The following is a 16765-nucleotide window of genomic DNA, read 5'->3' as shown; positions in this document are numbered from 1 at the left end:
CGCGCCATGCGGGCCACCAGACTACCCGAGCGACTTCACGTAAACCGCATACGGCACGCCGGAGATATCCGGCGCCTCATGCACCTTCTCAAACCCCATGCGCAGATACATCGGCAGCGCAACCGTCATGATCGTCGTCGTATGCAGTGCGATGACCGGGGACTGATCGCGCTCGGCGCGGCGCAGACATTCTTCGGTCAATTGCCGGCCGATGCCCTTGCCGCGCGCGGAAGGATCGACCACCAGCATGCGGATGATTGGCCAGGACGGATCGAAGAATGCCGGCTTCGGCGCTTGTGGGCCGACATAGGCCACGGCGCCGACGATCTGATCGCCGTTTTCGGCAACGATGATCTCGCCGGTCTTGGCAAGTAGCGGCATCTTCGCGACATTGGCCGTAAACAGCGGCCAGTCGGAATAGTCATGCTCGAATTGTGCGAACGCCGCGAGAGCAACGCGCACGATCGCATCCGCATCGTCGGACCTATAATCGCGCAGCATCGGCGTGATCCTTGTAGATCCGGATGGAGCTGCGTAATCCGGGGCCGCTGTCCCCGCATCCCGCGTTGCTCCATGCGGGCTACGCGTTGCCGCACCACCTTGGCATGGCCGCGCATCTCACATACGCTTCCCATCAGCCCGCACAACCAATCATAACAAACGGGCAGCGAGGACACACCATGGAGCAAATCCGCGTCTGCACCCACGCAGGGCCGGGCTCGGAGCCCGTCATCAAAACCGTGCCGTGGCCGAAGGTCGGCCGCAAGGCTGCGCTGATCAAGGTCGGCGCCTGCGGGGTCTGCGGCACCGATCTGCATATTCTCAAAGGGCATTGGCCGAAGCCGCTGCCCTGGCCGTTCACGCTCGGCCACGAGCTTGGCGGCGTCATCGTCGAATGCGGCGATGAATTCACCGAGGACTTCATGAGCAAACCGCTCAAGGTCGGCTCAAAAGTAATGATCCCGCCGCTGATGCCGTGCGGACGCTGCTATTACTGCATCCATTATCCACAAACCGCCAACAAATGCCTGACGCCGGTTTATTACGGCCGCTATCTCGGCTTCGACAAGGCGCCGCATCTGTGGGGCGGCTGGGCCGAATATGTCTATGTCGATCTCGACATGTTGCCGGGCACTAAGATCTACAAGCTGCCCGATGACATGTCGCTGCGTTTGGGGGCGCTGTCGGAGCCGCTCACCTCCTGCATCCGCGCCTTCAATCGCGCGACCCGCGCAGGCGGGTTCAGCTGGGGCGACACCGTGGTGATCCAGGGCTCGGGCCCGATCGGCATTCTCGCGGTCGCGGCCGCAAAGGAGATGGGGGCAGGGCGCGTCATCTGCGTCGGCGCGCCGGAGGAGCCGCGGCTCAAGCTCGCCCGCGAATTCGGCGCGGCGGCGACGGTCAACATCGAGGAGCTGAAATCACCGCAGGAGCGCATCGCGCGCGTGCGCGACATCGTCGGCGGCTTCGGCGCCGACCTCGTGATGGACTGCTCGGGACATCCCTCGGCGGGCCCCGAAGGCATCGAGATGTTGCGCGATGGCGGCACCTATGTCGAGATGGGCCAGTTCACCGACGCCGGCTCGATCGAGACCTCCTGGCATCGCATCTGCACCAAGGACCTCAACGTGCTGGGATCCTGGGGCTTCACCGGCAACGACCTGCCGCTCGGCGTCGACATGCTCTATCGCACGCGTGACAAATATCCGTGGCTGAAGATGCAGACGATCTATCCGTTCACGGAATCGGGCGTCGCGCAGGCGGTGAAGGACGCGATGGCGATGAAGACGGTGAAGTCGACCATCGTGCCGTGGCCGGAGCTGGTGGAATAGGCGATGCCGTTCATCCCGCCCGATCTCGCGGCATTCCTGGTCGAGGCCAAGAGACGCACTTATGCGGGCCTCGACGACGACGCGACCATCGCCCACGCCGCTGCTCACCGGCTCGAAGCAGCTCGAGCACCGCGCGCCATCGGTTTCACGGCATCGAGACAATTGCGCGGCACGATGGTACACCGCTTTATGAGCTGCGTTATGGTGGCGGCCTGCTGCGATAGATAAATCCGTAGCCCGGGATGGAGCGGACCATAATACGGGGACGCCTGGTCCCGCATTCCGCTTTGCTCCATGCGGGCTACAAGTCGGAGCCTGGAACGAGTGACGAAATGACCGACGAAAAGACACCCGAACCGGCCCGGCGCTCCCCCTTCAACTCCATCCGCGCAATCGACTACACCGTCATCTTCGTGCGCGACATGGCCGCGATGCGGCGCTTCTACGAGGACGTCCTCGCCTTTCCGCTCTCGCGCGAGCTGTCGCCGAACTGGATCGAGTACGGCCTCGGCAGCAACACGCTGGCGCTGGCAAGACCGAGCCGCACCGCCGCCGATGCGCCGATTCCGGCGGGCAGCGCCTCGCTGCAGCTGGCCTTTAGGGTTTCCGTGGCCGAGGTCGATCAATGCGCCAATGAACTCGCGCGGCATGGCGTGGCGCTGCTGTCGCCACCGACGAACCAGTCTTTCGGCCACCGCACGCTGTTCTTTCGCGATCCCGACGGCAATCTTCTGGAGGTCTATGCGGAGATATGAGGACGTTGGTCTGACTTCACCCTCTCCCCTTGTGGGCCCTTGTGGGAGAGGGTGGCTCGCCGCAAAGCGGCGAGACGGGTGAGGCATATCTCTCCGCGCGTGAGTTTCGGTCGTTGTTCCCAGAGATACCCCTCGTCCGGCGCCACAGCCGAAGCTTCGCCTCGGCGTTCTCAGGAACGGCGGCCGAAGGCCGCCTATCCCACCTTCTTCCACAAAGGGAGAAGGAAGAGCGCAGTTGGGGCGCCCTTCGCCCAAAAAGTTCCACCAGGAATTCGCAAGTTATTCACGTCGAGGTGAAACTTAGGCCCCAGTTCCGGCTTTCAGTTCGCGGGAGAGGTATCGTGAAGCGAATCCTGAAACCCGTCACTTACATCCTGGCTGCGGTCTACCTCCTGGTGGATGCGGTCTTCATGGCCGTGGCACGGCCCATCGCCCGCTGGATTGGGCGGCATTTCGAATTCCGGCGGTTGCGCGCCTGGATCAGGGCGCTTCCGCCTTATCCGTCACTCGCCTTATTTTCCGTGCCCGTCATCATTCTCGAACCGATCAAACCGGTCGCTGCCTACCTCGCTGCAACGGGGCAGTTCGTGACCGGTGCGGTGACTTTCATCATCGGCGAGCTGCTCAAGCTCGTGCTGGTGGAGCGCCTGTTCCATCTCACGCGGGACAAGCTGATGCGGATTCCGGCCTTCGCCTGGACCTACGGGAAGGTCGCGGCGATGAAGGCGTGGCTGCAGGCGACCGAAGCCTGGCGCGCCGTCCGAGCCTTGGCCCGCGCTGCCAAGGACACTGTTGCGCGGGCAAAAGCCAAGCTGGTCGGCAGCTTCAGCAGGCTGGAGACCTCGAGGGACTAGACCAGAGACAACGGCGTTGCTCGCTATGCGAGCTTGCGCGCAGCGGCGGTCGCCGTGTCGCCCGTATTTGGCGTGCCGGTCGGTTCGATCAGCATGAGATGAACCTCCTCGCGGGCCACTGGGCGATGCTCGACGCCTTTGGGCACGACATAGAGCTCGCCCGGACCGAGCGTCACCGTGCGATCCCGCATTTCGATGTCCAGATGGCCCTTCAGGACCAGGAAGAAATCGTCGGTGTCGTCGTGCTTGTGCCAGGTGAACTCGCCCTTCACCTTCACCACCATCACGTCGCAATCGTTGAAGGTCGTGATTGTGCGCGGCGACCAATAGTCCCCAAAGGTCGCCAGTTTGTCGGCAAGCGATATGCTGTCGGCCATGTTTCACCCGTTGCTCCCGCTTGGGGCACGATTTGGGGGCGCGTGGCGGGCGCGACAAGGCCGTACGCGCGGTCGATCCTGCCCTGTGGCGTGGATTCGGAGATCTCACGACAGCCGGCTTCTATTTGACGTATCCGGACAACATCGCCTGCGCCCATTCCGGGCGGTTGTTGGCGAGCGCGCGTGCCGAGGCGGCCTCCCAGTCGTATTCGAGGGCGAGAAGTTCGACTTGCCAGCCCCTTTTTCCCTTCGTGATGATCGCATACCGGGCGTGAGGCGAGCGGTGTTCCAGTTTCGCGGCAAAGGGAATGTCCGCGAAGACCGGGCATCCGACGCTTCCGGGATTGAGGACCAGACACTCGCGCGGACCGTGAATGACGGCTTGGCGGTGGCTATGGCCACACAGCACCACGCGCGCCGTCGGCTCGCTCGCAAGGCGCGTCGCCAGAACTTCGCGGCGTGCCGGCACAAAGCGGCCGTCGTCGAGCGTTTCCTCCATCAGGCACGCCGTATCGTCTTCGGGCGTGCCATGGCAGGCCAGGATCCCTTCGTCCAGCCGAATTTGGGGAGGCAGGCTGTGGAGCGCGCGCCGTTGCTCCGCAGTCAGTGCGCGACGCGCAAACAGGCCTGCCGGCGAGAGCTTGTCGTCCGGAAACTCCTCAATCCAGCGATCATGGTTTCCGCGCACGGTCGGCAACGCCAGCGACTGGAGGGCTTCGAAGGTTTCTCTCGGCCACAGCGGGCTGGTGACGCAATCGCCGAGGTTGACCGTACGGTCGACGCCCCGCGCCTTGATGTCGGCCAGCACCGCCTCAAGCGCAGCAAGATTGCCGTGGATATCGGAAATGACTGCCAACCGCATCGTCGTGCTCCCTATTCTGTTTTATCTGAACTTAGCTCTGCCGGGTCGCAGGACTCATCTAGGATCAGCCGATGGCCGCAGGTGCGTTTGACGGACGGCGTCACTTGGTCATTCCCATCCGATCCGGTGGGTCTCAGGTTAATGGAGGTGGCCGTAAAAATCCGCTGCAACCTTCCGGCGCGGTGCTCTCCATCAAGCCATGCATCATAGGCATGGTGATTTCCGACCCTTTGGCGTAAAGAGCGCCCAGATCAAATCAGCGTGCGGCCGGGCCGTTTGCCGCGCACGCAGCTCAGGTCCGCAGGATCACCGTTCCGCGCCTGAATCAACCAAGGTTCTCCATCCCGTGTCTTTTCCGGCCCTGACCCCGCCGCTCGCCCGCGCTTTGGCCGAGCGGAACTATGATTCACTGACCCCCGTCCAGCTCGCCGTGCTCGCCCACGAAGCGACCAGCCGCGACCTCCTGGTGTCGGCCCAGACCGGCTCCGGCAAGACCGTCGCCTACGGATTGGCGATCGCCAAGAATCTCCTCGATGACGCCGAGCAGTTCGGACCTGCGGCCGCGCCGCTCGCCCTGATTGTGGCGCCGACCCGCGAGCTCGCGCTTCAGGTTCAGCGCGAGCTCGCCTGGCTCTACGGGCATGCCGGCGGGCGCGTCGTCTCCTGTGTCGGCGGCATGGACCCGCGGCGCGAGCAGCGCGAGCTGGCCGCCGGTGCGCACATCGTCGTCGGCACGCCCGGGCGGCTGTGCGATCATCTGCGCCGCGGCCGCCTCGACATCTCCCAACTCGCCGCCGTCGTGCTCGACGAGGCCGACGAGATGCTCAATCTCGGCTTTCGCGAGGACATGGAGTTCATCCTCGAGACCACGCCGGAGACGCGCCGCACCCTGCTGTTCTCGGCGACCTTTCCGCGCGGCATCGTCGCGCTTGCGCGGCGATATCAGCGCGATGCGTTCCGGATCGAGGTCGCCGGTGACGAGGGTGGTCACGCCGATATCGAGTATCGCGCGATCCGCGTCGCGCCCGCCGACGTCGAGCACGCCGTCGTCAACGTCTTGCGCTTTTACGAGGCGCCGAGCGCGCTGGTGTTTTGCAGCACGCGCGATGCCGTCAGGCATCTGCAGGCCGCGCTGTTGGAACGCGGTTTCTCTGTGGTCGCGCTATCGGGCGAACTGACGCAGAACGAGCGGACGCTGGCGCTGCAGTCGCTGCGGGACGGACGGGCCCGCGTCTGCGTCGCGACCGACGTCGCTGCCCGCGGCATCGACCTGCCGAGCCTCGACCTCGTCATTCATGCCGATCTGCCCAACGACGCCGAGGTCATGCAGCACCGCTCCGGTCGCACGGGACGCGCGGGCCGCAAGGGGACGAGCGTCCTCCTGGTGCCGCCCGCACGTCGGCGGCGCGCGGAACTGCTGCTCGATCTCTCGGGCATCGATGCGGCCTGGGGCACGGCGCCGCAGGCGGACGAAATCCGCAAGCTCGATCACGAGCGCATGAAGGACGTGCTGTTCACCGAGGAGACGACTGCCGACGACCTCGCTCTCGCGCATGCGCTATTGGCCGAGCGGTCGCCCGAGGACATCGCCGCCGCGCTCGCGCGGCTGTATCGCGCGCGGCTGCCGGCGCCCGAGGACATCATCGATCCCGGCGAGCGAAGCGGTAAGCTGCGCGAGGAGCGCGGGCGTGACAGATTTGAAGGCGGCGACGATCGCGTCAAGGCGCGATCGAAGCCGGGGAAAGCCTCGTCGAAACACGCCATGACGGAGGGCAGCGTCTGGTTCCGCGCCGCGATCGGGCGGCGCAAGAATGCCGAGGCACGCTGGCTGCTGCCGATGATCTGCCGCCGCGGCGGCATCGACAAGCGCGACATCGGCGCCATCAAGATCATGGATACCACGACCGAGTTCGAGATCTCCGAGCGGGTCGCAGATTCGTTCGCCACCAAGATCAAGCGTCCGGACAAGGAAGACAGCATTCGCATCGAGCCGATGGCGGACGTGCCCCGCCGGCAGGAAGATTCGGAGGCGCACCCTCACGCCTTGCAGCGCGAGGCCGGCGATCATCGTGAACGGCGCCACGATCGCCCGCGCGAGGCAAGTGGAGCCAAGCCACGCAGCAGGGCTCATGGTGAGCGCGTGCCGAAATTCGCCGATGCTCCTTCCTTCGGGAAGAAGAAGCACAAGGACAGGCCGGGCCACGCGGAGCCGTCGGTCACGCCCTGGCGGGTGAAGGGTGCATCGGGAAAGAAGGCCAAGAAGAAGCGTCGCGGTTGAGCTTCTGTCGTTCCGCGCTGACAGGAGCGATGCCGCCGGATTGCACCGGCGACATCATCTGAAAGTCGGGTGTGAGTTCAGCGGCCGCCGCCGCCACCGCCGCCACCGCCACCACCACCGCCGCCACCACCACCGCCGGCATCGCGCATCGACGAACTGTAGCGCGGGTCAGTCTGCTTCATGTAGGTCGGCGAGGTATCGTCGGTGAGGCGAACGACGCGGCGTGCACGGCCCGGGTTCGTCATTTCGACGACGCTGCCGCAGCTTTCGAACAAGGCAAATTCGCAGCCGTAAGATCGGACCTGCGCCGCATTGGCACCGGTCGCGGTGAGCGCGGCCGTTGCAACGCATGCAAGGAAAGCAACTTTCGACAATGTGAGTTTCATGGACATTCTCCAGCCTCGGTTCGGCGAGACCGGAACGGCTCGCACATACCTTCGACGGAGGCTGATCCGGCCCGGTTCGAGGGAGCGGCTTCACGCCCACGTGAGCCGACCGGGAAGGGACGTCACGTCGCGGCGAGGTCGCGCAGCATGTATGTCGTGCCTTCGCCGTACGATTCGAGCTTTGTACGCAGTTCCGCATCCGCAGTGACGGCCCGAAAGCCGACACGTTCCCACAGCGGCCGCGTGGCGTAGACCGAGACCAGCGCCAGCGTCGCGATGTGCGACGCGCGCGCCAGCCGCTCGATCTCGGCAACATAATCGCGTGCAACGCCGCCGCGAAAGCCGGACAATACGGCGAGGTCGTGCAGGTGGAGGCAATCCGCGCGATCGGGCAATTCGTGCAGGAAGCTGTCGAGCGGCGGAATCCGGTATTGCATCCAGGGATGCGTCAGTCCGTAGCCGACGATGCCTTCATCTGCGCCGAGCACGCGGCAGCCATCCGGGTAGAGCCGCATCTTCTCCGCGAGCACCTCGGCGCGCTCAGGCAGCGCAGGGGTGGATGCGTGCCGCAATCGCGCTGATGGCAGGCAAGTCGCAGGTGTGCGCGGGACGCCAGTGCGTCTTGCTCATGTCGGTCCGTCGTTCCGTCTGGTTAGACCAGTTTATTCAGTTCCGCTGGCGCGATGCCGCGCATCGGGCCGCGGAGGCTATCTCAGCCCCTCATACACCATCAGCCCGCGTGCGACCTGCAATTTCCGGATGGCGCGCGGCAAGAGCTTCTCGGGCTGGTGCAGATAGCGCCAGGAGGTGAGGGTGAAGACGGAAAGCGTGCCGCATTCGTCGTCGAACGGCGCGAGCACGCCGGTCACGCTCACTGGTGTGTGCGGACGGGCGTTGAAGGGGAGCAGCAGCAGTTCGAGATGCGCCTTGCTGCCGTCCTCGCGCGCCGCGGTGATGCCGGCGATCGCACCCAGCGTCTCGTCGGCGACGATCGTCGTAATCTCCTCGATCTCGCCTCGGCTCGCATCAGCGAATAGCGCCGCAAAGCTCTGATCCTTGAGGTCGCGCCCTGCCAGCGCGCAGACGCGCGTGCCGGCGACGCGAAACGGGAAGCCGAGGCTCGGCTCACAGGACAGCACGAAGATGTCGCCGAGCAGGCCTCGGACCGCGGCCGGGTCGATGTCGGCCCGGTCAGGGGCCCGCGCAGTGCCGCGCTTCTTGTCCCAATACGCGAAGAACGTGCGGCTCGACGGATGTTTCATGACTGAACGCTCGCCCGGGGTGTAACCTCGAAGGGACAAACCTGTCCCGCTTCAGTGCACCCGCGATCCCTTCTGTTGTTGTGCAGGAGGGGATTTGCAGCGTCCATGCCGCGCGCGCGTTTTCGGGCCTCTTATGCCAGCTTTTGCGTCGTTAACGTTAAATTAACTATGCGCTTGGTGTCGGCCGCGCGCCTGCTATGGTGACCGCGGTCGCAAGCCTCGCCGCTTTCTCCAGGTTCTCGGCGGGGCCTGTACTTAGGGGCGTCAAACAGCTTGGTCACGATCGCGGGGAGGGGTGGGGATAGCCTTATCTCTCCGGCCACCGGAAGACCGACACGGACAGGCAGGGCTTTCCCAGGGCCCTGCCTTTTCCTTTTTAAACCCTTCGTGTCCCGGACGCGCTGCAACGCATAGCGTTGCTGCGCAGAGCCGAGACCCAGCGACGGATCGGGCCGGACATCTCGCAGCTTGTCCTTTTGTGCACTTGCGCAGGGGCGGTAAAGGCGACTATCTCCAAGCTGTCGCTCCGATTGCCCGAAAGCGAAGCCGCCTTGGATTCCCCGCAAGATTCGTCACCGAACATGCCGGCCGCCGCTGAGGAGGCTCCGCGCGAGCCGATCTTGACGCTGCCGGCGGCGCTGACCGCCTATATCGCCCTGCTGGCGCTGATCCATCTGCGGGTGCTGCTGCCGCCGGAGCTCGAGAACTGGACCATCGACGTCTTCGGCTTCATTCCGAAGCGCTACGATTCCTCGCTGCTCAATTTGCAGATTCCGGGCGGGGCGGGAGCGAAGGTCTGGACTTTCGTCACCTATTCGCTGCTGCATGCCAATCTCACCCATCTCGGCTTCAACGTGCTGTGGCTGCTGCCGTTCGGCAGCGCGCTGGCGCGGCGCTTCGGCGCGGTCAGGTTCTTCGTCTTCCTGGCGGTGACGGCGGCGGCCGGCGCGCTCGCCCATCTCGTGACCCATGAGCATGCGGTGGCGCCGATGATCGGCGCTTCGGCCTCGGTGTCGGGCGCGATGGCTGCCGCGATCCGCTTCGCCTTCGCCCGCGGCAGCTTCTTGTCGTTCAGCCGATCGGATGCCGATACCGCCGCGAAGGTTCCTGCGCTGCCGCTGTCGCGTGCGCTGCGCGACGGGCGGGTGGTCGGCTTCCTCGCCGTGTGGTTCGGCGTCAACATCATCTTCGGCGTCGGCGCGATCGGCATCGATGCCGAAACCACCAGCGTCGCATGGCAAGCGCATATCGGCGGCTTCTTCGCCGGCCTGTTGCTGTTCGCGCTGTTCGATCCGGTGCCGCGCGTGCGAAGCGATGCTGCGGATGCGTCATCACGGGACGTTTCTGACCGTGCTTGAAGCTGTACTTGCAGCGCGGCCCGAATTCATCCATCATTCCCGGGAAGAATGTTCCGGAGCGACAAGCCCATAGGGGCAACGTTTCGACAAGCGCGCGAGCGTGAAACCCGCGCCAAAACTGTTAGTTGAAGACTCGCAGATCAAGTTCGGACCGCCGCAAGGCGGACGGCTCCGATTCAGGGAGGCGACAATGACGGTACGTTCCATTCTGAACACCAAGGGCCACCAGATCGTGAGCGTCGAGCCCGACGTCAGGCTGGCGGCCGCGATCAAGCTGCTCGGTGAGAAGAAAATCGGCGCAGTGCTGGTGATGAACCAGAGCCGGCTCGAGGGCATCCTGTCGGAGCGCGACATTGTGCGCGTGCTCGGCGAACGCGGCGCCGGCGTGCTGGAGGCGCCGGTCTCGGAGGTGATGACCCGCAAGGTGGTCACCTGCAAGGAGACCGACACGGTCGCCGAGCTCATGGAGATGATGACGACAGGCAAGTTTCGCCATCTGCCCGTGATCGAGAACGGCAAGGTCGTCGGCCTGATCTCGATCGGCGACATCGTCAAGCGCCGCGTCCAGGAATACGAGGCCGAACAGGAAGCCCTGCGCGACTACATCAAGACCGCCTGACCGGCGTTACTGAGCGGCCTTACTCGGTGGCTTTGGGCGCGGCGCCCTCGGGCGGCGGCGCCAGCACATGGATCGCTTCCTGGATCGAGTCCAACGCGCGCTCTGCCGCGCGTACGCCGTGCGCGATCAGATCGTCGGCGCGGTGGAAGTCGAACCAGCCGAACTGGCCGACCCGGGGCGTGATCAGCATGTCGGGCGGATCGCCGGCGAGGCGGGCGCGGGTGATGCGGTCCTGCATGATGTTGAAGGCATCCACCATCACCGAGGAGATGCCGGGGCGTCCGCCGCCGCCGAAGAACTCACGTTTCATGGTCTTCTCGGGCGAGAACAGCCGCGGGAAACGCCGTTTGGCGGTCGTCTCCTCGGCCACCGGCGCGACCGGTGTGGGCATCGCGCCGTGCGAATAGATCGTCGTGGAATGGGTGAAGATGTCGCTGGAAAGGTTTGCCGCGATGACGATTTCGGCGCCGAGCGCGCGCGCGGCCGAGACCGGTACCGGATTGACCAGCGCGCCGTCGACCAGCCAGCGGTCGCCGATCAGGACGGGCGAGAAGATGCCGGGCAGGGCATAGGAGGCGCGCATCGCGTCGACCACGCGGCCGCGGGTCAGCCAAATCTCATGGCCGGTACGGACTTCGGTCGCGACGGTCGCGAATTTGATCGGCAGGTCTTCGATCAGGGTCTGGCCGATCGCCTCTTCCAGCCGGGTGGCCAGCTTCTCGCCGCCAATCAGGCCCGAGCCGTTGAGGCGGATGTCGAGATAGCCGAGGATGTTGCGCATGCCTTGCAGGCTGCGGCCCCATTCTTCGAACGTGTCGAGCTGGCCGGTCGCATAGGCCCCGCCGACCACGGCGCCAATTGACGTTCCGACCACGACGTCGGGCACGATGCCGTTGCTGAGCAAGGTCTTCAGGATGCCGATATGGGCAAAGCCGCGCGCCGCGCCGCCGCCGAGCGCGAGGCCAACGATCGGCCGGCGGATGCTGCCGAGACCAATTTTCTCGCCGTTCGAGCCGTTCGCGCTCCGACCTTTCAAGATGTCCAGCACCGAAACTCTCCTACGCCGGGCCAGCCCCAACCAACCACCAGACTAGGGACCGTTCCTGGACTTCGCCATCTCGCGGGCGAAGCATGGTTTATGTCGCTTTGGGAAGCGCACAGGGCAGGAGTATGGCAATGGACGGTTGCTGCAGGAATAATCACGCAGGCGTCAACCCAGTTCCAGGGAAAGAAGGGGCCGTAGCAGAGGCCGTATTTCTTGGGGTTTCAGAGGCTTGAATTTGCCGCGTTTTCGGTGAAAAGCAGGGAACATGACACGCGGGGGTGACGGCATCATCGGATGGCGGCGCAGCGGCAGGCTGCTGCCGGCGCTGATCCTTGCCGCGTGCCTCGTGACCTCGGGCCAAAATGCTGCGCAGGCGCAGCTTTTCTCCGATCGTCCGCCGCCGGTGCCGCCGGCATCGGTGCCCGACCCCGGCGGCGCCGTCAGCCTGGCACCGCCCTCCGGGCCGGGCGCCGGAGTCCCGAGCCTGCCGCCGACGCTGATGCAGCCCGCTACGCCCAGCATGCCGCCGCCCGCAGTCACGACCGTGCCACCGGCCGCGCCGCTGAATGCGGCCGTGCCAGGGCAGGGTGTGCTGTCGCTCACGGCGAAATACGGCAAGGACTCGGCCCCCATTACCAGCGGCCTGGTCTGGCGCGTGTTCGCCGACCGTCCCGACGAGAACGGCACCTTCAAGCTGCTCCGTGAGGATCGCAACGCCGCGCCGAACATCGTGCTGCCGCCGGGCAACTACGTCGTCCACGTCGCCTTCGGCCTCGTCAGCGCGGTGCGCACCGTCAGCCTGAAGGCCGAGACCGACCGCCAATCCTTCGTGCTGCCGGCCGGCGGTCTGCGCATCGAGGGCCGGGTCGGCACCAGCCGCATTCCACAGAACCAGATCTCGTTCGCGATCTACAAGGGCAGCCAGTTCGAGTCCGGCGATCGCGCTGCGTTGGTGCCGAATGTCGCCGCCGGCGATGTTGTGCTGATCCCGGAAGGCACCTACTATATCGTCTCCAACTATGGCGACGCCAATTCCGTGGTGCGCTCCGACATTCGCGTTCAGGCCGGCAAGCTCACCGACGTCACCATCACCCATCGCGCCGCCGTCATCACGCTCAAGCTGGTCAGCGACAGGGGCGGCGAGGCGCTCGCCAACACGGCCTGGTCGGTGCTGACTCCGGGCGGCGACGTCATCAAGGAATCGATCGGTGCTTTCCCGCGCGTCGTGCTCTCCGAAGGCGAATACCGCGCCATCGCCAAGAACGAAGGCAAGGTCTACGAGCGCGGTTTCAACGTCGTCAACGGCGTCGACGGCGAAGTCGAGGTGGTCGCGCGCTAAGCCGCCCGCAGCGAGACGTTCGGCACAAGAATTCTCATCGCGCGCATGGGTGTGCATCTCCTAATACCGCCGCTTCCGGTATGGGTTCTGCCAAGCAACTGCTCTTCAACCGCTGTGTTCTGTCTTATCTTGGCAGCGCTACCAGCTTGGGGCCAACAAACACCGGCGGCATCGCCTTATTCCAGCAGCGGCGCGCCTGCCGCCCACGACCGGTGGAAGATACGCATTTGCTGCAATCAAATCTTATTCTCTTTCCATTCTGCTGCGCTATATGTCGGGCGTCCGTCTAACGGGGAAGGCCGGAGCAGGCGCATGCCTTGCGAGACCGGCACGGAGCAGGGGACCAGGCTCGTCGGCATGTTCGAAGTGATCCTCACCAGGCGCAAGCGGTTTGGCTGGCGGTGGCAGGTGTGCGACCAGTCCGGCAAGATATTTGCCGACGGTTTCGAGCGCACGCGTCCGTCCGCCAAATATCAAGGCGAGCGCGCGTTGTTCTTCCTGTTGTCCCAGGCCTATTTGCGCAACCGGTCAGCGGCCTCCAGCGAGGATCAGCGGCGTCCGTAGCCCCGATGGAGCGCAGCGCGATCCGCGGCTGGTTTGTCCGCTTGGATGGATTCCCGGATTCCGCTGCGCTCGATCCCGGCCACATCCCTTGCGTTGACCGTCGGGCAAAACACGCGAGCGGTGGGTCAACCCACCCGGCCAAAAATATTCCGCTTTACCGAAATTCGGAAACGGCGTATGTCTCGCCGCAATCCGGCCCAAGGAAGAGGGGCGTATCGCGATCGTCACGAACGCGGGCCGGGCGGCGGTGGACGTGGGTTGCACCGGCGCGAAGGGTTTTGCAGGGCGGGCAACCGTGAGCGAAGACCTCGCGCCAACGACGGGTGCGGTTCGCGTACGGCAAAATCGTGTGGTCCTGGCGCCCGGGGTCTGTGCGCCAAGTGTTGCGGTGATGTGGCGGCCTGACCGGGCACGTGCATCAGCCATCCGCAAGGCGACGGGGGCAATAGTGCATCGGGTCGTGTCCCGAGGAGTGGTGTAGCTGATTAGCAAAGCCGCTCGCGAAGCGCGCCCTCAATAGCGCCGTAGCGAGCGAGCGGCTTTGCGGGTGGTCACCGATGATTCGTCGGTAAGGTTTGGATTGCGACAGCCAACCTGATTCGAGGAACCACCGATGACCGACGACATGATGAACCTGCGCACGCTCGTAGAGAAGACCCCCGATGCAGATCTCTTGCGCGAGATGATCGGCTTTGCCGCCCACCGGCTGATGGAGCTGGAGGTCGAGGGCCTGACCGGGGCCGCGTACGGCGAGAAGAGCCAGGAACGGCAGGTCCAGCGCAACGGCTACCGCGACCGGAGCTGGGAGACCCGCGCCGGCACCGTCGAGCTGCGCATTCCCAAGCTGCGCAAAGGCTCCTACTTCCCGGGCTTCCTCGAGCCGCGGCGGATGGCCGAGAAGGCGCTCACCGCCGTGGTGCAGGAGGCCTACGTGCAGGGCGTCTCCACCCGCTCGGTCGACGATCTGGTGCAGGCGATGGGCATGAGCGGGATCTCCAAGAGCCAGGCGTCGCGGCTGTGCGGCGAGATCGACGACAAGGTGAAGGCCTTCCTCAACCGCCCGATCGAGGGCGACTGGCCCTATCTGTGGATCGACGCGACCTACGTGAAGGTGCGCCAGAACGGGCGCATCGTCTCGGTCGCGGTGATCATCGCGGTGGGAGTCAACAGCGATGGCCGCCGCGAGGTGCTCGGCATGGATATCGGTCCGTCAGAGGCCGAGACGTTCTGGACGGCGTTCCTGCGCAAGCTGGCGCGGCGGGGCCTGCGCGGCGTCAAGCTCGTCGTCTCCGACGCCCATGAGGGCATCAAGGCGACCGTCAGCAAGGTGCTCAACGCCTCTTGGCAACGCTGCCGCGTGCACTTCATGCGCAACGCGCTGGCGCATGCCGGCAAGAGCGGCCGGCGCGTCGTCTCCGCCTTCATCGCCACCGCCTTTGCCCAGGACGACGCCGAGGCAGCACGGGCGCAATGGCGGCGCATCGCCGACCAGCTCCGCCCCAAGCTGCCGAAGCTCGCCGCCTTCCTCGACGAGGCCGAGACCGACGTGCTGGCCTATATGAGCTTCCCGGCCGCGCACCGCGCCAAGCTGCACTCGACCAATCCGCTCGAACGGGTCAACGGCGAGATCAAGCGCCGAACCGAAGTGGTTGGCATCTTCCCGAATGAGGACGCCATCACTCGCCTGATCGGTGCCATCCTGCTCGAACAGAACGACGAGTGGACGGTTCAACGCGGCCGCTACATGACACTGGAAACCATCGCCCCGTTGGGCGATGATCCCGCCGTCAGCTTCCCGGCAATCGCCAGCTGACCGATCCGGCCCATGCCGGCGAACGTGGTGACCCGCACTCAGCTACACCACGCCACGGGACACGATCGTGCATCGCTCCCCGAGGAGAGCACGACATAAGCCGTCAAACCACTGCGCAGGGAAGGCCGGGATGTCTCCGGTTGCCCTGTTTCTCCGCCGTGCATGAAGCATACGCAATCTGCTCTTGGCATGGCGGTCGATGGGAGCCAACCGGCTCCCGGTCTTCCCCATAGGCGTTAAGTTTGTTCTTGAGTGTTGGAATCACACGTGATTCCAAGGCGGGATGGCAGACGAATCGCTTCTGAACGAGGACTGGACGAGAGTGGTTACGCAGCTCGGCGGGGCTGCGCAGCTTGAAATAAGTGCGCGCCAGACGAAGGCTTTCGTGCGGCGGCGCCAAATTCCAGATGCGGTGTCGTTACTTCGGCTGATGCTGGCCTATTGTCTGGGTGAAAGAGGGTTGAGATCGACAGCCGCGTGGGCCGCTTCTGTTGGCCTTGCCGACCTCAGCAGCGTGGCGTTGTTCTATCGCCTGCGTCAATGTGGCGATTGGTTTGCAGTGCTGGTGGAGGGCTTGCTCGCTGCGGCAGCCCCGAAAGCGAGCCGAGGCCGCCTGATCCGCATTATCGATGCGACGACAGTGCCTCAGGCAGGACCGGCTGCGCGCAGGAACAGTGAGCTTTGGCGCGTTCATAGTGCATTCGATCTGCCATATGAGCGCTTTGGTCACTTCGAGCTGACAGATCAGCAAGAAGGCGAAACGTTTGACCGGATACCGGTGGTCAAGAACGAGATCCGCATTGCTGACCGCGCTTATCTACAACCTGACCGCATCGCCGCTGTGCGCGACGCCGGGGCAGACGTTTTGATCCGAGCGGGCTGGAAGAACGCACGTTGGCTTGATGCCAAAGGCCTTGCGTTCGATCTGATGGCCCAATTGCGTGCGCCGAAGGCGCACGGACTGATCGATCGGAGGATTTGGATCAAACGCAAGGACGGTGCGCCTCTGGCTATGCGTCTGGTCGCAGTCAAGAAGCCCGCCGGTGCAGTCGCGGCTTCGCGCCGTAAAGCCCGGCGCGACGCACAAGACGAAAACCGCGTCATCTCCAAAGAAACTCTGGAAGCCGCGGATTGGGTCATTCTGGTCACGTCGCTCGCGCGGGACGAGTTCTCCACCAAGGATGTACTCGCGCTCTATCGACTGCGATGGCGCATCGAACTTGGCTTCAAGCGACTGAAGAGTCTGATTGGTCTCAAGACGCCACCTGGAACCGATCCGCGCTCCGCCAAGCCCTACTTGCTGGCACACCTCTTGATCATCCTGCTGCTCGAGCCGCTTGCCCGCGACTTCGAGGACTCTCCCCGCTGGACGCAGGCCGCCTGACGGCACCTGGCGCTTGGCGTGTTTTGCAACAACTCGT

The 16765-nt window shown here is 64.7% G+C and carries 17 protein-coding genes and 1 pseudogene; 11 read left to right on the top strand and 7 right to left on the bottom strand.

Annotated elements, in window-relative coordinates; translation table 11 throughout:
* Window positions 1-21: 21 nt before the first annotated feature.
* The gene (locus P6U28_RS18780) at window positions 22-501 is read right to left on the bottom strand and encodes a GNAT family N-acetyltransferase (RefSeq protein ID WP_122402606.1); all 480 of its coding nucleotides are present in this window, start codon (window positions 499-501) and stop codon (window positions 22-24) included.
* 179 nt (window positions 502-680) lie between these two features.
* Here P6U28_RS18780 and P6U28_RS18775 point away from each other — a divergent pair, with 179 nt between their 5' ends.
* From P6U28_RS18775 to P6U28_RS18760, 4 genes are all read left to right on the top strand, one after another.
* Window positions 681-1832 (top strand): zinc-binding dehydrogenase, encoded by a 1152-nt coding sequence (locus P6U28_RS18775; protein WP_129145776.1) that lies wholly within the window; start codon window positions 681-683, stop codon window positions 1830-1832.
* Between the two features lie 3 nt (window positions 1833-1835).
* On the top strand, window positions 1836-2060 hold the full coding sequence (locus P6U28_RS18770) for a hypothetical protein (RefSeq protein WP_407122958.1): 225 nt from the start codon (window positions 1836-1838) through the stop codon (window positions 2058-2060).
* A gap of 104 nt (window positions 2061-2164) precedes the next feature.
* On the top strand, window positions 2165-2587 hold the full coding sequence (locus P6U28_RS18765; protein ID WP_129145775.1) for a VOC family protein: 423 nt from the start codon (window positions 2165-2167) through the stop codon (window positions 2585-2587).
* A 341-nt stretch (window positions 2588-2928) separates the two neighbouring features.
* Complete coding sequence (locus P6U28_RS18760; RefSeq protein WP_209296189.1) at window positions 2929-3441, top strand: hypothetical protein; 513 nt, start codon at window positions 2929-2931, stop codon at window positions 3439-3441.
* Window positions 3442-3464: 23 nt separating this feature from the next.
* Here the strand turns inward: P6U28_RS18760 and P6U28_RS18755 are convergent, their stop codons facing one another.
* Both P6U28_RS18755 and P6U28_RS18750 read right to left on the bottom strand, forming a co-directional pair.
* The gene (locus tag P6U28_RS18755; RefSeq protein ID WP_122402609.1) at window positions 3465-3818 is read right to left on the bottom strand and encodes a cupin domain-containing protein; all 354 of its coding nucleotides are present in this window, start codon (window positions 3816-3818) and stop codon (window positions 3465-3467) included.
* 121 nt (window positions 3819-3939) lie between these two features.
* Window positions 3940-4680 (bottom strand): metallophosphoesterase family protein, encoded by a 741-nt coding sequence (locus P6U28_RS18750; RefSeq protein WP_407122957.1) that lies wholly within the window; start codon window positions 4678-4680, stop codon window positions 3940-3942.
* Window positions 4681-5026: 346 nt separating this feature from the next.
* On the opposite strand from P6U28_RS18750, the gene P6U28_RS18745 reads away from it, so the two are divergent.
* A complete protein-coding gene (locus tag P6U28_RS18745) occupies window positions 5027-6958 on the top strand; it encodes a DEAD/DEAH box helicase (protein ID WP_407122956.1) in 1932 nt (643 codons plus the stop codon).
* Window positions 6959-7035: 77 nt separating this feature from the next.
* Here P6U28_RS18745 and P6U28_RS18740 read toward each other — a convergent pair whose 3' ends face one another.
* The 3 genes and pseudogenes from P6U28_RS18740 to P6U28_RS18730 form a co-directional block, all read right to left on the bottom strand.
* Entirely contained in the window at window positions 7036-7344 is a 309-nt protein-coding gene (locus P6U28_RS18740) for a hypothetical protein (protein ID WP_407122955.1), read from the bottom strand.
* 122 nt (window positions 7345-7466) lie between these two features.
* Window positions 7467-7974, bottom strand: a pseudogene (locus tag P6U28_RS18735) (GNAT family N-acetyltransferase).
* Window positions 7975-8051: 77 nt separating this feature from the next.
* The gene (locus P6U28_RS18730) at window positions 8052-8606 is read right to left on the bottom strand and encodes a PAS domain-containing protein (protein WP_407122954.1); all 555 of its coding nucleotides are present in this window, start codon (window positions 8604-8606) and stop codon (window positions 8052-8054) included.
* A gap of 581 nt (window positions 8607-9187) precedes the next feature.
* On the opposite strand from P6U28_RS18730, the gene P6U28_RS18725 reads away from it, so the two are divergent.
* Together P6U28_RS18725 and P6U28_RS18720 are read left to right on the top strand one after the other, a co-directional pair.
* Complete coding sequence (locus P6U28_RS18725; protein WP_122402615.1) at window positions 9188-9964, top strand: rhomboid family intramembrane serine protease; 777 nt, start codon at window positions 9188-9190, stop codon at window positions 9962-9964.
* Between the two features lie 190 nt (window positions 9965-10154).
* Complete coding sequence (locus tag P6U28_RS18720; RefSeq protein ID WP_122402616.1) at window positions 10155-10583, top strand: CBS domain-containing protein; 429 nt, start codon at window positions 10155-10157, stop codon at window positions 10581-10583.
* Window positions 10584-10602: 19 nt separating this feature from the next.
* Here P6U28_RS18720 and P6U28_RS18715 read toward each other — a convergent pair whose 3' ends face one another.
* Complete coding sequence (locus tag P6U28_RS18715) at window positions 10603-11631, bottom strand: patatin-like phospholipase family protein (RefSeq protein WP_129146395.1); 1029 nt, start codon at window positions 11629-11631, stop codon at window positions 10603-10605.
* Between the two features lie 262 nt (window positions 11632-11893).
* On the opposite strand from P6U28_RS18715, the gene P6U28_RS18710 reads away from it, so the two are divergent.
* The 4 genes from P6U28_RS18710 (at window position 11894) to P6U28_RS18695 (ending at window position 16728) form a co-directional block, all read left to right on the top strand.
* The gene (locus P6U28_RS18710; protein ID WP_122402618.1) at window positions 11894-12967 is read left to right on the top strand and encodes a hypothetical protein; all 1074 of its coding nucleotides are present in this window, start codon (window positions 11894-11896) and stop codon (window positions 12965-12967) included.
* Window positions 12968-13279: 312 nt separating this feature from the next.
* Window positions 13280-13531, top strand: a complete 252-nt coding sequence (locus tag P6U28_RS18705) for a hypothetical protein (RefSeq protein ID WP_244607965.1) — start codon at window positions 13280-13282, stop codon at window positions 13529-13531.
* A 613-nt stretch (window positions 13532-14144) separates the two neighbouring features.
* Entirely contained in the window at window positions 14145-15344 is a 1200-nt protein-coding gene (locus P6U28_RS18700; protein WP_407122953.1) for an IS256 family transposase, read from the top strand.
* A 283-nt stretch (window positions 15345-15627) separates the two neighbouring features.
* The gene (locus tag P6U28_RS18695; protein WP_407122952.1) at window positions 15628-16728 is read left to right on the top strand and encodes an IS4 family transposase; all 1101 of its coding nucleotides are present in this window, start codon (window positions 15628-15630) and stop codon (window positions 16726-16728) included.
* The last annotated feature ends 37 nt before the right edge of the window (window positions 16729-16765 follow it).

Source organism: Bradyrhizobium sp. STM 3561 (assembly GCF_045571455.1).
GTDB classification, from domain to species: Bacteria; Pseudomonadota; Alphaproteobacteria; order Rhizobiales; family Xanthobacteraceae; genus Bradyrhizobium; species Bradyrhizobium vignae.
Note: the sequence above shows the minus strand (reverse complement) of the source record. Positions and strands in the feature narration are given on the sequence as shown.